The sequence below is a fragment of the Halobaculum gomorrense genome (assembly GCF_900129775.1).
GTDB lineage: Archaea > Halobacteriota > Halobacteria > Halobacteriales > Haloferacaceae > Halobaculum > Halobaculum gomorrense.
The window spans coordinates 395,905-410,494 of the sequence record NZ_FQWV01000001.1; the positions used below are offsets into that span (position 1 = coordinate 395,905).

Annotated in this window: 14 protein-coding genes, 2 tRNA genes and 1 pseudogene; 6 read left to right on the forward strand and 11 right to left on the reverse strand. The window is 69.4% G+C overall.

Going from position 1 to position 14,590, the window contains the following annotated elements:
• Positions 1 to 68: 68 nt before the first annotated feature.
• Together BUE16_RS01985 and BUE16_RS01990 are read right to left on the reverse strand one after the other, a co-directional pair.
• Positions 69 to 1,274 carry a thiamine pyrophosphate-dependent enzyme gene (locus BUE16_RS01985; protein WP_073306726.1) on the reverse strand — a complete coding sequence of 402 codons (1,206 nt, stop codon included), beginning with the start codon at positions 1,272 to 1,274 and terminating at the stop codon, positions 69 to 71.
• Between the two features lie 155 nt (positions 1,275 to 1,429).
• Entirely contained in the window at positions 1,430 to 2,470 is a 1,041-nt protein-coding gene (locus tag BUE16_RS01990) for an NAD(P)-dependent alcohol dehydrogenase (RefSeq protein ID WP_073306727.1), read from the reverse strand.
• Positions 2,471 to 2,638: 168 nt separating this feature from the next.
• Here BUE16_RS01990 and BUE16_RS01995 point away from each other — a divergent pair, with 168 nt between their 5' ends.
• The 3 genes from BUE16_RS01995 to BUE16_RS02005 all read left to right on the forward strand — a co-directional run bounded on the left by BUE16_RS01995 (position 2,639) and on the right by BUE16_RS02005 (position 5,609).
• Positions 2,639 to 3,481: an alpha/beta fold hydrolase gene (locus BUE16_RS01995; protein ID WP_073306728.1), complete on the forward strand. Its 843-nt coding sequence runs from the start codon at positions 2,639 to 2,641 to the stop codon at positions 3,479 to 3,481.
• 170 nt (positions 3,482 to 3,651) lie between these two features.
• Positions 3,652 to 4,728: an amidohydrolase family protein gene (locus BUE16_RS02000; RefSeq protein WP_073306729.1), complete on the forward strand. Its 1,077-nt coding sequence runs from the start codon at positions 3,652 to 3,654 to the stop codon at positions 4,726 to 4,728.
• Positions 4,728 to 5,609, forward strand: coding sequence for an iron-sulfur cluster assembly protein (locus BUE16_RS02005; RefSeq protein WP_073306730.1), 882 nt, complete (start codon positions 4,728 to 4,730; stop codon positions 5,607 to 5,609). Before BUE16_RS02000 ends, BUE16_RS02005 begins: the two co-directional genes overlap by 1 nt.
• Positions 5,610 to 5,661: 52 nt before the next feature.
• Here BUE16_RS02005 and BUE16_RS02010 read toward each other — a convergent pair.
• Positions 5,662 to 6,978: pseudogene (locus BUE16_RS02010) on the reverse strand (RNA-guided endonuclease InsQ/TnpB family protein).
• A 38-nt stretch (positions 6,979 to 7,016) separates the two neighbouring features.
• Here BUE16_RS02010 and BUE16_RS16565 point away from each other — a divergent pair.
• Complete coding sequence (locus BUE16_RS16565; protein ID WP_159435703.1) at positions 7,017 to 7,160, forward strand: hypothetical protein; 144 nt, start codon at positions 7,017 to 7,019, stop codon at positions 7,158 to 7,160.
• Between the two features lie 70 nt (positions 7,161 to 7,230).
• Here BUE16_RS16565 and BUE16_RS02020 read toward each other — a convergent pair whose 3' ends face one another.
• The 3 genes from BUE16_RS02020 to BUE16_RS02030 form a co-directional block, all read right to left on the reverse strand.
• Positions 7,231 to 7,446, reverse strand: a complete 216-nt coding sequence (locus tag BUE16_RS02020; protein ID WP_073306731.1) for a hypothetical protein — start codon at positions 7,444 to 7,446, stop codon at positions 7,231 to 7,233.
• A 61-nt stretch (positions 7,447 to 7,507) separates the two neighbouring features.
• Complete coding sequence (locus tag BUE16_RS02025) at positions 7,508 to 8,233, reverse strand: metallophosphoesterase (RefSeq protein ID WP_073306732.1); 726 nt, start codon at positions 8,231 to 8,233, stop codon at positions 7,508 to 7,510.
• Between the two features lie 67 nt (positions 8,234 to 8,300).
• Entirely contained in the window at positions 8,301 to 8,795 is a 495-nt protein-coding gene (locus BUE16_RS02030) for a phosphate-starvation-inducible PsiE family protein (protein WP_073306733.1), read from the reverse strand.
• 84 nt (positions 8,796 to 8,879) lie between these two features.
• On the opposite strand from BUE16_RS02030, the gene BUE16_RS02035 reads away from it, so the two are divergent.
• On the forward strand, positions 8,880 to 9,782 hold the full coding sequence (locus tag BUE16_RS02035; RefSeq protein ID WP_234972311.1) for a DUF6663 family protein: 903 nt from the start codon (positions 8,880 to 8,882) through the stop codon (positions 9,780 to 9,782).
• Between the two features lie 54 nt (positions 9,783 to 9,836).
• Here BUE16_RS02035 and BUE16_RS02040 read toward each other — a convergent pair whose 3' ends face one another.
• From BUE16_RS02040 to BUE16_RS02050, 3 genes are all read right to left on the reverse strand, one after another.
• Positions 9,837 to 10,808, reverse strand: a complete 972-nt coding sequence (locus BUE16_RS02040; protein ID WP_073306734.1) for a C-terminal binding protein — start codon at positions 10,806 to 10,808, stop codon at positions 9,837 to 9,839.
• 364 nt (positions 10,809 to 11,172) lie between these two features.
• Positions 11,173 to 11,276: transfer RNA gene (locus BUE16_RS02045), tRNA-Ile, on the reverse strand.
• A 100-nt stretch (positions 11,277 to 11,376) separates the two neighbouring features.
• Positions 11,377 to 11,479: transfer RNA gene (locus BUE16_RS02050), tRNA-Asn, on the reverse strand.
• A 159-nt stretch (positions 11,480 to 11,638) separates the two neighbouring features.
• Here BUE16_RS02050 and cca point away from each other — a divergent pair.
• On the forward strand, positions 11,639 to 13,099 hold the full coding sequence (gene cca, locus BUE16_RS02055; RefSeq protein WP_073306735.1) for a CCA tRNA nucleotidyltransferase: 1,461 nt from the start codon (positions 11,639 to 11,641) through the stop codon (positions 13,097 to 13,099).
• A 39-nt stretch (positions 13,100 to 13,138) separates the two neighbouring features.
• On the opposite strand, the gene BUE16_RS02060 is transcribed toward cca, so the two are convergent.
• Together BUE16_RS02060 and BUE16_RS02065 are read right to left on the reverse strand one after the other, a co-directional pair.
• The gene (locus tag BUE16_RS02060; protein WP_073306736.1) at positions 13,139 to 14,152 is read right to left on the reverse strand and encodes a histone deacetylase family protein; all 1,014 of its coding nucleotides are present in this window, start codon (positions 14,150 to 14,152) and stop codon (positions 13,139 to 13,141) included.
• A gap of 2 nt (positions 14,153 to 14,154) precedes the next feature.
• Positions 14,155 to 14,589: a histone family protein gene (locus tag BUE16_RS02065; RefSeq protein ID WP_073306737.1), complete on the reverse strand. Its 435-nt coding sequence runs from the start codon at positions 14,587 to 14,589 to the stop codon at positions 14,155 to 14,157.
• Position 14,590: the final 1 nt, after the last annotated feature.

Consider the following 14,590-nt stretch of genomic DNA (forward strand, 5'->3'; position numbering starts at 1 on the left):
CGACGTGTGAACGCGCTCGACGTGCCCGCGGTACGCCGGACGGATCCGACATCTATCTGGCAGCCACCTTACTCCTCGCGCAAGAATGCCTCGGCGCCGTGGCGATCGACCGCCGCGAGCAGTCCCTCGCGCTGACGCTCCAACTCCGGCGTCGTCTCGGCGTACACGTCCGCGAACATGTCGGCGGGGTCGGCGTCGAAGCGTTCGGCGGCGTCGATGACCTCGGCGACCCGTTCGTCGGCCTCCTCGCGGACCGACTCGATCACGTCGTCGTCGGCGATGCCCTCGCGCCGGAGGAACGCCTCCATGCGGGGGATCGGGTCCCACGGACGCCAGGCGTCGCCCTCGTCGTCGTCGCGGTAGACGCTCGGGTCATCGGCGGTCGTGTGGGCGCCGAAGCGGTACTCGACGGTCTCGATGAGCGTCGGCCGGTGGTCGTAGCCGCTGGCGTCGTCCGCGCCAGCGCCGTCGTCCGCCCGGGTGCCGTCCGCCCCGTCGCGGGTGTCGTCGCCCCTCGCTTTTCCGGCCGCTTCCGCGACGACGGCGTATACGGCGAGGGGGTCCATCCCGTCGACGCGAACGCCCTCGAAGCCGTACGCCTCGGCTTTCGCCGCCAGCGTCGGGCTCGCCGTCTGATCCTCCCGCGGGATCGAGATGGCCCACTGGTTGTTGTGACAGACGAACACGCCCGGCACGTCGAACACGCCAGCGAAGTTCATCGCCTCGTGGAAGTCGCCCTCCGAGGTCGCGCCGTCGCCGAAGTGGGCGCACGCGACGCGGTCGTTCTCGCGGTAGTCGAACGCCATCGCCGCGCCGACGGCGTGCGGGAGGTGCGCGCCGATCCCGATGTTCAGCGGGAACACGTCGATATCGGCCAGCCCGGCGGTGCCGGACTCGTGGCCCATCCAGTACGCGAGGTACTCCGCGGGGAAGCCGCGGACGATCACGGCGCCGTGCTCGCGGTACTGGTAGAAGACCGGATCGTCGTCGCGGAGCGCGTGGGTCGCGGCGACCGAACTCGCCTCCTGCCCCTCGATGGCCGCGTAGGTGCCGATCCGGCCCTGTCGCTGGAGGCTGATCGCGCGTTCGTCGAACCGTCGCGCGGTCACCATGTCGCGGTAGATGTCCACCAGGGTCTCATCCGCGAGGTCCGGCACCTGCCCGACGACCTCGCCGTCGGGACCCAGGACGCGGTACACGTCGCCCATCGGGTCGGGCGGACCGCCGGCGTCCGTCTCCCCATCCGCTCCGGGTTCCGCGTCGGCGTCGCTCATACCGGCGTGTCAGGATGCAACATGGTAGCCGTTTCGGCAGCGGCAGCGACATGGGGCGTTTCGGCACGGCGATGGCCCGGGGATCACGAGTGGTCCGGTGGCCGCACTGTGGTCCGGTGACCCCGCGGTACCGCTGCGGAGGCGACCCCGTCCGTTCAGGGAGTGATGACCGCCCGCCCCTCGATCTCGCCGTGTTCGAGTTGCTCGGCGACGGTGTTGATTTCCCCGAGCGGGTAGCGGCTGGTGCGCAACTCGACCTCCCCGCGGTCGACGAGCGCGACGAGCTCTTGGAGTTCGGTGTAGCGCCCGACGAGCGTCCCCTTGTAGCTGAACTCGCCGTCGACGAGCGACTGGGCCGGCTCGTGGATGTGACCTCCGTAGCCGATCACGTGGTGGTCGCCGCCGGCGGCGACGATGTCGGGCGCCAGCGCCGTGGTCTGGTCGGCGCCGACGAAATCGAGCACTTGGCGTGCGCCCACGTCGTCGGTGAGGTCGGCGATCACGCTCGCCACGTCCTCCGTCGAGGGGTCAACCGTGTGGCGAGCGCCGAGATCTGCGGCCAGGTCGCGTGCCGACTCCTTCAGGTCGAGCGCGACGATGTCGGCCGCGCTCATCGCGTCGAGACACTGGAGGCCGATGTGTCCGAGCCCGCCGACGCCGATGACGACCGCGGTGTCGCCCGGATTCAGCTCGCGAACCGCCTTCTTCGTCGCGTGGTACGCCGTGATCCCGGCGTCCGCGTGGGGCGCGATATCCGTGGTGTCTACGTCCCCCGGAAGCGGGATCACCGCGCGCTCGTTCGTGTGGAGGAACTCCGCGAAGCCGCCGTCGTGGGTGAGCCCGGGGAAGCGGACGTTCTCGCAGTACATGTCCTCTCCCTGCCGACACGGCCGACAGGTGCCGCACGTCATCACCGGGTGGCAGATGACGCTGTCGCCCACGTCGACCGTGTTCACCTCCGCGCCGACCTCGACGACGGTCCCCGCGTTCTCGTGGCCCAGCGTCAGCGGAAGCTCCTGTGGCACGTACTCCTGCCACATCCCCTCGATCACGTGGTTGTCCGTCTGACACCAGCCGGCGCCCTCGATCTCGACGATCACGTCGTCGGACGCCTCGGCGGTCGGTCTGTCCACGTCGTCGATGCTGAGGGCGTTCGCCATGTCGTCGGTGTACTCGTGGAGTCTGGCTGCTTGCATTCTGTTAGCACCTGCCACTGATTCGATAGCTGAGAATAAAAAGCCACACGGTCGTACGAACGGCCTCCGGGTCGACCGTCGCGACCCTGGGGATGACGGCGAGTTGGCCGTCCGCGGCGCACAGGCCGAACAGACTGATACGGATGCTCGCCGACGTACTACGTTGCGATGACGAGCTACGACGAGTGGACGGCGGCGCAGGACAGCACGACGGTACCCGTGGACGACCACGACCTCGAGATCGCCTACCGTGACGAGGGCGAGGGCGACCCGGTGGTGTTCCTCCACGGCATCCCGACGAACTCCTATCTGTTTAGACGCCAGTTCGAGGCCGTTGCGGCCGATCGACGGGCGATCGCGCCCGACATGGTGGGGTACGGCACCTCCGCGATGCACGACGGCTTCGATCGGTCGATCCGCGCCCAGGAGGCGGCGGTCCGCGGCCTGATCGACGACCTTGATCTGGGGACGGTCGATTTCGTCGGCCACGACCTCGGGGGCGGTGTCGGCCTCCGCCTCGCGGCGCGCACGCCCGACGCGGTTGACCGGTTGGTGCTGTCGAACTCGGTCGCATACGACTCGTGGCCGATCCAGATCATCACCGACCTGGGACTGCCGGAGTCGGCCCGCGAGAACAGCGTCGAGGACGTCCAGGGGATGCTCGACGGCCTCTTCCGGGACACGCTGTACGGCGGCGTCGACGACGCGTTCGTGGAGGCGATGAAGGCGCCGTGGGCCTCCGAGGAGGGCGTCACCTCGCTCGTGCGCAACGCGAGCGGGACGAACACCAGCCACACTACCGAGGTCGACCCCGGGGACGTGACGGCGGACACGCTGCTGCTGTGGGGGATCGAAGACGAGTTCCAGCCCGTTCGGTGGGCCGAGCGGCTGGAGCGTGACATCGACTCGTGTGAACTCGTGCGTCTCGAAGAGGCGAATCACTGGGTGCCCGAGGACCGCGGCGGGACGTTCCGCAAGCACCTGACGGAGTTCCTGCTCGGGGGCGACTGACGCGGCAGCGGCCTCGTCGCAATCCGTCTCCGGGGCGGAGGGTCCTCGGAGTGGGCGATCCCGCTAGCCCGGACCGAGTGGGCCGGTCCGGGCTCGTTCGGAGACGGTTGTGCGAGGCCCGGCAGAACCATGCAAACAATCATGTGGGATGGCAACAATCGACACTACACATGTACGTCACTGACGACGGCGAGGAGATTTTTGTGATCGACTCGCACCTGCACCTGTGGGACGCGAGCGAGGAGAACATCACCCACGAGGGAGGCGAGCAGTTCATCCAGTGCTTCTACGACTACCACACCGGATTCACGCCCGAGGAGAAACAGTGGAGCCTCGACGAGTACCGGCAGTACGGCGCCGACCGGATGGCTGACGACCTGTTCGGTAACGCGGCCGTCGACATGGGGATCTTCCAGCCGACGTACCTGAACGACTTCTACGCGGAGGGCTTCAACACCATCGGTGACAACGCCGAGTTGGCCGAGCGGTACCCCGAGCGGTTCGTGCTCAACGGCCGGTTCGACCCGCGCGACGGCGAGGCGGGGATGCGGGAGCTGGAGCGACAAAAAGAGGAGTACGACATTCAGGGCGTGAAGCTGTACACCGCGGAGTGGAACGGCGACTCGAAGGGGTGGCGGCTGGACAGCGAGGAGTCGTTCGAGTTCCTAGAGAAGTGCTCGGAGCTGGGTATCGAGAACATCCACCCGCACAAGGGGCCCACGATTCGGCCACTGAACCGCGACGCGTTCGACGTGGCCGACGTGGACGACGCGGCCACCTCCTTCCCGGAGCTGAACTTCGTCGTCGAGCACGTCGGGCTCCCCCGGCTCGACGACTTCTGTTGGATCGCCGCCCAGGAGCCGAACGTCTACGGCGGGCTCGCGGTCGCCGCGCCGCTGGCGGTCCACCGGCCGCGCAAGTTCGGCGAGATCATGGGCGAACTCCTGTTCTGGCTGGGCGAGGACCGCCTGCTGTTCGGCTCTGACTACGCCCTGTGGAACCCCGACTGGCTCGTCGAGACGTTCATGGAGGCGGAACTCACCGACGAGCAACAGGAGGAGTACGGCGTCGACTTCGGACTCGAAACGAAGCGGAAGATCCTCGGCGAGAACGCCGCCGAACTGTACGATATCGATATCGAGGCGAAGAAAGAACAGTTCAGGTCGGACGACGTGACGGAGGACTTCGGCCTGGCAGACCACTACGCGGACGCCGCCGGAACGGGCCCCGCGCCCGCGGACGACTGATGTCCTCGGAGCCGACACCGGCCGACGCGGCGTCGACCGACGCCGTGACGACGCCCGGCGCGGTCCGGGAGCGCCTCGACCGCGTCACCGATCCGGAGCTGGACACGTCGATCGTCGAACTGGACTACGTCGAGGAGATCGAGATCGAGGCCGCCGCCGCCGCCGACGCGGGCGACGACGCCGGCGACGAGGTGTTCGTCGCGTTCACGCTCCCGACCGCCTGGTGCTCGCCGGCGTTCGCGTGGATGATGGCCGTCGACGCCCGTGAGGCCGTCGAGTCGCTGCCGACGGTCGCTCGCGCGGAGATCGAACTTCGCGACCACATGCACGAACGGGAGATCACCCGCGGCGTCAACGAGCGGCTTCCCTTCGAGGAGGCGTTCTCCGACGCCGACGGCGGGGTCGAATCGGTCAGGCTGGAACTCGACCGCAAGGCCCGCACCGCCCGCCAGCACGACGCCACCGGCGCCCTGCTGGACGCGGGGCTGACCCGCGAACAGGTCGCCGAGGTGTCCCGGTCCGATCTGGAGTTCGCGGACGCGCCCGAGGGCCGGGTCCGCGTGTGGGTCCGCGACGGCGCGGTCGCGGTCGAGGCGGACGCCGAGCCCGTCGAGCGCTACCTGGAGAAGGCCGACGCGACCGGCGTGCTCGACGACGAGCAGTCCGAGCTGTTCCGGACGCCCGAAGAAGAGCCGTTCGACGGCGACGAGGTGGAGCTCGTCCGCCGGCGGACCCGGCTCGCGGGGGTGAACATGGGCGGGCAGGGCACCGTCTGCGACGCGCTCAACGAGTCGCGCCACGCCGAGGACCGCCCGCCGCTGTCGACGCGCGAGGGCGCCCCGGTCGCCCCCGACAAGGAGGACCGCGCGGACGCCGACTGATTGACATCCTCCCACCCCTGAAGGAGTGGGATTCCTCCGGTGGGGATGTTGGCTATGCCGTACCCACGGAGGCAAGTTTCCCGTCGCCGGTACTCTGGTTTGTGCGCTCCTCGTTGGGACTTGCCCTCTCGGGAGAGTGTGGTATCTCCGACCAGTTGTGGTTGTCCCACGTGAGGCGCACGGGCCGTGCCATCGACCCGGCTTCCAGATTCGTGCCAGCCTGTCGTTCGAGGAACACCCGCGACGCGTCGAGATCGGCGTGGCCCTCGTAGCCACACGAACACCGAAACACGTCGCCGTCCCGGTCTGTCTCGTCGCGCTCGCCACACACAGGGCACTCCGCCGTCGTGTACGCTTCCGACTCGACTTCGACCGCGATGCCGTACTCCTCGGCGGTCGTCGCAAGCCGGTCGATGAACGAGCGATACGCCCAGAACTGGTGCGTCTTCTCGTTCACCTCTGCCGACCAGTGTGCCGACAAGACATCGGTGAGGTTGCCCACATACACGGTGGAAACGCCCTCGTCGTACAGCCGTTCTATCAGGTCGCGCACGAGTGCGTCCTGTGCGTGGTCGCGTCGTCGCGTCCGCTTGCGGTACAGGCGTCGAATCCGGCGACTGCTGTACCGGCCCTCGCGGAGTTTGGACTGCAGGCGGGAAATCTCCTCGGTGGTTTCGCGGAAGCGGGCGAACAGGTCGCGGCCCTCGTAGAGGTACTGCTGGCCGGTCGTGGTGGTACAGGCGACGAGGTTGTTTGCGCCGACATCCAAGGCAGCCGATTCCTCGGCTAGTGGTGAATCCCGTCGAGAATCAAGCACGGTGACGGGTTGAATGGCCCTGAACGTGTCGCTCACCTCGTCGTAGTACAGTTCCAACCGGCCCTGTTCGCCCTTCCATTTGGGGTCGCCAGCGACTTCGAGGCGCAGGCGGTCGTGGTAGCCAAGCCCGTACTCGTCTTTGAGGTCTTGGCCGACCGGGATTTCGAGACGACTCCGCTCGCCGGTTTCGAGGGTGTACTGGTCGTTGCGGATGTACGTCCGCAACTCCCGACCCTCGTCTTCGTTGCCCCAGTAGTCGGGCGGGGCGGTGTCCTCGCCATCCTCGCGGGCGGCGAAAAACGACCGCCACGCCTCGCTGTTCTTGCGGATGACTTGTTGGGCGGTGGCGGAGCCGAGGACGCCAACGTACTGCTTGCGGTAGTCGGCGGTATCCCACACGGATTCGCCGTCGAAGAAGTTCTGGCGACGTTCGTAGGTGAGTTCGTTTCAGAGGCTGGCGGAGGCGTCCAACAGGTCGCGGAGCAGTTGCTCGTCCTGCGTGGAGAGCGGGCGCACCGCGAACGCATTGGTTCGCATCACGACAACAGACATTTGTAGTCCTACGTCTAAATGTCTTTTGGACACAGGCGATGAGACCGAACATCGACATCTCGCACACCCTGAACGGGCGCGTGAAGGACTACGCCGAACAACAGGATGTGAGCCTCGAAGAAGCGTATCGGGAGATTATCGAAGCGGGGTTGGAGGCGGTGGAACATCCAGACGAGCCGTAGCGCGTGGACTGCCGGGCTATGCTGTCGCTTACACCCACCCCTGAAGGGGTGGGCTTCCGCTCGCTACGTATCAGAATCCGATCAGTCCCCTCGGCCCCGGCGGCGGGCCGCGCGATCCGTCGCGGTCGCCCTCGCCCCCGTCGTCCGGCTCGCCGTGCCCCTCCTTCGCCAGCCCGTACCGACCGCGCTCGCTGAACTCAGCCGGGCCCCACCCGCACTCGGGGCACTCGCCGTCGCTGTGGTCGAAGTCGACACCGCACCCCAGACACTCGTTGATCGCGGCCATCAATAGCACGTGACGCACAGCGGGACAAAAAACGTTGCTCGACCGACGATGAGCCGCCGATTCACAGCAGCCGCCGGAACGCTCCCAGCGGTGGGAACGCCATCGCGTCGGCGTCCTCGCGGGCGACGATCGGGCGAAGCGCGTCGGCGTCGGTGACGAACGGCGACTGGAACTCCCGGGCGGTCATGCCGTTCACCGCGACGCCGGCGGCGAGCCGGGTGAACGCCGGTGTCATCAACACGTCGGCGTCGCGGAAGCCGCGCTCGGCGTACAGCCAACAGGGTCGACGCGCCCCCTCGATCTCGACGGTCGGGTGGTCGTGGCCGACGACGTATAGCCCCGCGGACTCGTCAGCCGGTGGCGGCTCGTGGCCGTGGCGGACGACGACCGGGGCGCCACGCACCCGTGCGTCGAACTCGTAGGCGTCGCAGACAGGACCGTCCCACGCGTCCGACGCCGTCGCGTCGCCGAGGGCGGTGTCGTGGTTGCCTCGGACGAGCACGGGGCGCGCACCGGCGTCGCGGCAGGCGTCGGCGAGCGCCGTGAGCGACCGCTCGGCCGCGAGCGAGACGCGGTCGAACCGGTGGAGCGCGTCGCCGGCGATCACCGCCTCGGCGGGCTCGAAGCGATCGAGCAGCGACCGGAGACGCTGGGAGAGGTCCGACGCCTCGCCCAGCGGGTACGACACGTCGGACGCTTCCGCCCGGCCGACGTGGAGGTCAGCGACGACGAGCGCGTCCGCGTCCCGGAGATAGACGCCGCGATCTCGGAAGTCGGCGTTCAACACGGGGGACGATCCGGCGCGCTCGGAGGTAGCGTTGACGGCCCCCGGTTACGTCCGTCCTCGCGCCGGCTCATTCTCCGCGCGGTTGGTCGGTCTGGTCTTGCCCGCCGTCCTCACCGGCGAACGAGTCGGGCGTCACCGCGTCGGTGTCCACGCGTCGGACGACGAAGAACGCGGCGACGAGCACCCCAAGCAGGAGGGCGAACGCCGCGGCGGCGACGAACGCATCCTCGATCGTGGCGTACTCGCCGGGCCGGAAGGAGACCACCTTCCGGGTGATCGCGATCAGCGCCGCGCTGATGACGATCCGGACGACCGGCTCGTTGCGCGAGAACGCCACCACCGTCTGGTGGATCTCGACGATGATCAGCAACACGAGCACGGTGTCGATGATGTCGATCACCTGGTTGGGATCGGTGAACTTGCCGCTCAACAGGAGACCGACCAACACCAACAGGAGATCGAGGAACCCGATCGCGAACAGCACCAGCAGGAAGTACGCCGTCCCCACTTCGAGCAGCTTCATCCCGCGTTCGGACGGCTCGACGGCGTCTTCGATTCGCACATGCGTCCATCGAACGCCTCGTGAGTAAACCCTGCGGGCCCGCGAAGCGACACGCGCTTGCCGCTCGGGCAAGAGGGATCCACCATGGACGAGCGCGACGATCCCGGCGCCGTCGACCCGTGGGCCGGTGACGGAGACGGAGACTGGGTCGAGTCGGCCGACGACGTGGTGACGGACGACGATGAAACCGCGGGCGACTCCGACGGCCAGGACGTTGGGAACGCCGCCGACCGCGCGAACGCTGCCGCCGCCACGGCCGGCGGTCCCGCCGCTGACTCCGCCGCTTCGGCGGACTCCGGCGGCATCGGCCCGCGACGCTACCGCGTGCTCGACCGCGCCGAGGGGACGCTTGTGTTCGTCGACCTCGACGCGCCGGACCCGGGGCCCGGACCGGCCCCCGACGAGGGGTTCGAACCGGTCAGGGTCGCGGCCGATGTCGGCGGCGACGAGTCCGTCGCCGAGGCGCTCGCGGATCTGGAGCCGGGATACGTCGTCACTGCGACGCTGCGGTGGCCCGACTCGACGGCCGGCCCGGAGGCGGTCGACGACGCCGTGACCGGTGCTGCGGAGACCGACGCCGGGAGTAGTCCGCTCGCGCGCGTCGAGTCGCTCACCGTCGACCGTGAGAGCCGCTACCGGTTCGTCGACGACGCCGAGCCGATGTTCGAGGCCGCCCGCGACGCCTGGCGCGACGCCAGCACCGCCGGCGACGGGATGGGGTCGCGCGTCACGCGCGACACCGACGGCGAGCCAAACGGCGCGCTGTACGTGTTCAGCGAGGTCGGCGCGCGCGACCTGCTCGGGGAGTTCCGCTCGGGGACGACGCCGCTGGAGCCGCTGGTCGACCGCGTGAACGAGGACCTCGCGGACGGCGAGCCCCGCGAGGTGTTCGTCCTCCGCCCGCCGGACGGGGCGTTCGTCGCCATCTACATCGCCTTCGAGAAGGACGGCCTGCTCGCGCGGACCGTCCGCGACACCTATCTGTGAACCGGCGGTCCGACGCCGGACCCAGCCCCTGCCCGGATCCGGGCCAGCCCGACGCTACAGCCAGTCGGCGTCGGGATCGACCAGACCGCGGGGCTCCTCGCCGCGAAACGCCCGCGCGAGATCGCCGGCGATCGCGTCGTTGAGGTCGCGCTCGGCGGCCGCCGAGTACCACCCGGCGTGGGGAGTCACCAGCACGTCGTCGCGGCCGAACAGGGAATGGTCCGCCGCCGGCGGCTCCGCCGCGAGCACGTCCAGTCCGGCCGCCGCGACCGATCCATCCGCCAGCGCCGTCGCCAGCGCCTCCTCGTCGACGACGCCTCCGCGGCCGGTGTTGACGACGACCGCGTGCGGCGGGAGGGCGTCGAAGGCGTCCTCGTCCACCATCCCCCGCGTCTCCTCGGTCAACGGCGCGTGCACGGAGAGGTGATCCGCGCGCCGACACAGGGCGTCGAACCCGACGGGCTCGGCGTCGTGTTCCCGGATCACGGCGTCGTCGACGTACGGGTCGGCGACGAGCACGTCGTCGACCAGCGGCAAGACCCGGTCGGCGAACCGTCGTGCGATCGGACCGAAGGAGACGACGCCGACGGTGCAGTCCGCCAGCCGCCCGATCGGGTACGGCGGCTGCCAGTCCCAGTCGCCCGCCGCCGCCCGGTCCGCGTACGCCGGGATCCCCCGCGCGAGTGCGGTGAACAGCCCCACCGCGTGGTCTGCGACCTCCTCCAGACAGTAGTCGGGGACGTGGATCACCTGCACGCCGTGCTCGGCGGCCGCGGACACGTTGATGCCGTCGAGTCCGACGGCGCCGCGCGCGACGACGGTGAGATCCAGCTCCTCGATCACGGATCTCGGCACCGTCGATCCGACGTTTACGACGACCGCGTCGGCGTCGGCGGCGTTCGTCCGGAGCGCCTCCGGTGTCGAGAGGTCGGCCGGCTCGACGCGGCACCCCAGCGACTCGCGCAGCCGCTCGGGGTCGTACCTGGGGTCGTCACTGACGACGACGAGTCGGTCCGCGTCGCTCACGGGTATCCCTCCATGGGTCCGGCGTACGGCGGCTGGCCGCAAAAACGGGGCGCCCGCTGTCCAGCGACAGGGAGCCGCTCCGGGGTACTTACTACTTCGAGTCGACCGTCGCGTCGACGCGCTTGGCGACGAGTCCGTCGGCGACGCACCGCCGACCGATCACTCCGTCCTGTGCCGCTGCGGCGCCGGAACCGGGCCCAGAGGGATCCGAACCACGGTCGTTCCGCGTTGCTCCACTCCCCGCTTCGAATCCCTCCCATGCCACGAACGCAGCACGGACTGGTCGCTTCGCTCACGGCCCGTTCCACTCACCGTTCGCATCGCGGCCTCGCGGCCGCGCGCTCCTCGTTGTCGTGCCGCAATATGGGCCCAGAGGGATTCGAACCCTCGACCGCCCGGTGACCCATCCGGCGGCCGAAACCGGCCGGAGTATGAGCCGGGTGCTATACCAGACTAAGCTATGGGCCCTCGTCGCCGTCATTGTCGGGCCGCAGTCAAGTAGTTTCCTTTCCAACGATTTGAACGGGCGACCGAAGCGAAGCTCACGGGTCGAGCCGACCCCAAGAAGCGCCGAAGCCAGGACTCGAACCTGGGACCACCTCGTCTCTGCGGGAGACAGGGAACCTGAATCCCGTAACAGCGAGGCGCTCTACCAGCTGAGCTACTTCGGCTCGCAGTTGCATATACTGGGGTGAATTTGAAAGTGCTTTCGTTTCGCCCCGACGCGAGCGGGTGATTCGCACACCGACCCGCCACCCTGATTCTCCCGCCGCGGTGCCCCTCGTCCCGCGACCGACACGCTCGTTACCCGCCCGGCGGAACTGCGGCGTATGACCGACCCGAACGCCGACAGCGACGGGGACGCGAACGCCGACGAGCTCGGCGAGGCGACCGTCGCCGGCGACGACCTCGACGCGGTGCTCGCGGCGGTTCGCGAGCGGGTCACGCCCGACGCTGCCGAGCGTGAACGGTTGGAGGCGGCCGCCGCCGATCTCGCCGAGCGCGTCCGCGCGGCCGTCACGGACCTTCCGTCGCCCGCCGACGATGCCGACGTGCTCACCGTCGGCTCGACCGCCCGCGGGACGTGGCTGGCGGGCGACCGCGACATCGACCTGTTCGTGCGATTTCCGACGGATCTGTCCCGCGAAGAGTTGGAGCAGCTCGGCCTCCGCGTCGGCCACGCCGTGCTCCCCGACGGCGAGGAGGAGTACGCCGAGCACCCGTACGTCGTCGGCACCGCCGACGGCTTCGACGTGGATCTGGTGCCCTGCTACGATGTCGACGCCGCGACCGAGATCCGCTCGGCCGTCGACCGGACGCCGTTCCACAACGAGTACCTCCTCGATCGGCTCACCGACGACCTCGCGGGAGATGTTCGGGTGCTCAAGTCGTTCCTGAAGGGGATCGGGGTCTACGGGAGCAACCTCCGCACGCGGGGGTTCTCGGGGTACCTCACCGAGCTGCTCGTGGCCGAACACGGCGGCGCCCGCGAGACGCTGGAGGCGGTCGCCGACTGGCATCCGCCGGTCCGGATCGACCCCGAGGACCACGGAACCGCAGAGTTCGACGACCCGCTCGTTGTCGTCGACCCGACCGACCCCGAGCGCAACGTCGCGGCCGTGCTCTCGGGAGACAACCTCGCGCGCTTCCAGCACCACGCGCGCGACCTGCTCGCGGATCCCCGGACGGACCCGTTCTTCCCGGCTGAACCGCGTCCGCTCGACGCCGCCGGCGTCCGCGAGCACGTCCGCCGCCGCGTCACCGCGCCGGTCGCGGTCGCGTTCGACGCGCCGGACCTCGTCGACGACCAACTGTACCCCCAACTGCGCCGGTCGCTCGCGGGCGTCGAGCGCGAACTCGACGGGATGGGATTCGACGCGATCCGCGCGGCGACGTTCGCGGCCGAGCGCGGCGACGACGGAGGCGATCGGCGCGCGGTGCTGCTCGTCGAACTCGCCGCCCGGCGGCTCCCCGCCGTCGAGCGCCACGAGGGGCCGCCGGTCCACGTCCGCGACCACGCCGCCGGCTTCTACGACAAGTACGCGGACGACCCAAACGCCTACGGCCCGTTCGTCGCGGACGGCCGCTATGTCGTCGAACGCGAGCGCGACCCCGACGAGCGCGATGGGGTCGCCGTCCTCGAGTCCGAACGGATCTTCGACGCCGCCCTCGGCGCGCGCGTCGAGTCGGCGCTGGAGTGCGGGTACGACGTGCTCGCCGGCGAGGAGCTCGCGACACTGGCCGACGAGTTCGGTGTCGACCTCCGAGAGTACTTCGAACCCACCGTGTAACGCCGCCGGGTGCCGGGCGCTGCCGGCCGTCGGCCGTCGCTACTCCAGGTCGAACCGCTCGCGCAGTTCCTCGATCACCGGAACGCTCTTCGACTCCGGCTTTTTGTCCGGTTCGATCGGCGGACGACCGTCGAACGTCTCGTGGACCATCGCGACGCCCTCTGAGAGCGTATCGAGCCCGTAGCCGCCCTCCAACACGAAGCCGAGTCCGGCGTCGACGGTCTCCGCGAGCGTGCGGACGCGGTCGGCCAACAGCGCGTACCCCTCCGAGGAGACCCGCATCCGTGAGATCGGGTCGTGGCGGTGGGCGTCGAAGCCGGCCGAGACGAGCAAGAGGTCCGGATCGTAGCGATCGATCACCGGCGCAATCACGTCGTCGATGGCGAGCAGGAAGTCGGCGTCGCCGGCCCCAGCGGGTAGCGGGACGTTCACCGTCGTGCCCTCGCTGTCGCCCTCGCCGGTCTCTGTTTCCTCGCCCGTGCCGGGGTAGAGGCCGTCCTCGTGGATCGACGCGTACAGCACGTTGTCGCGGTCGTAGAAGATATCCTGCGTCCCGTTTCCGTGGTGGACGTCCCAGTCGAAGATCGCGACGCGGTCGGCGCCGTCGTCGTCGAGCGCCGACTGGGCCGCGACCGCGACGTTGTTGACGAAACAGAAGCCCATCGCGTCGTCGTAGACGGCGTGGTGGCCCGGCGGGCGGCCGAGCGCGAACGGGGTGTCTCGACCGGCGTCCTCAGCGTTCGCGAGCGCCTCCGCGGCGGCCCACTGCGCCTGGCCGGCTGCCGCGCGCGCGGCCGTCCAGGTCTCGGCGGAGGCGACGGTGTCGGGGTCCCAGTTGCCGCCGCCCGACTCACAGAACTCGACCACCTCGTCGACGTACCCGGACTCGTGGACCGCGTCGATGGCACCGCGGGAGGCGGGGTCGGCCTCGACGTACTCGACGCCGTGCTTGCGCTTGAGTCCCTCCTTGATCGCCCGCAAGCGGTCGGGATTTTCGGGGTGGCGGTCGCCGGTGTCGTGGTCGAGGCAGGCCTCGCTGTAGCCGAACCGCATCGCTACCCCTCGAAGAGCGCGAAGTACGTCTCGATGTCGTCGGCCTGGACGGTTCGGCGGTCGGCGTGACGCGCAAGCAGCGCGGACGCGCGGGCGACGTTGTCAGCGTAGTCCTCGAGGATGTCCGCGAGCGCGACGCGGGCGTCCATCGAGACGCGGTAGGAATCGTCGATATCGAGGCGCGCGATCCGGTCGACAGGTGCGATCGGGAGCGTCAGCGTCGAGCGCTCGACCACCTGTTCGACGCCGAAGTCGGCCGGCATCAGCGTCTTTCGCCCGTCGGCGGCAGCTCGTTCTGCGGCGTCGGCCGCGAGCGACGCCCCGTGCCGTTGCACGCGCCCGGCCAACTCCTCGGCCGCGCCGGCGCTGACCCGGAGGTCACCCGCGTTGCGTCGGATGACATCGTCCACGGGCGCGAACGGCAACTCGACAGTCATA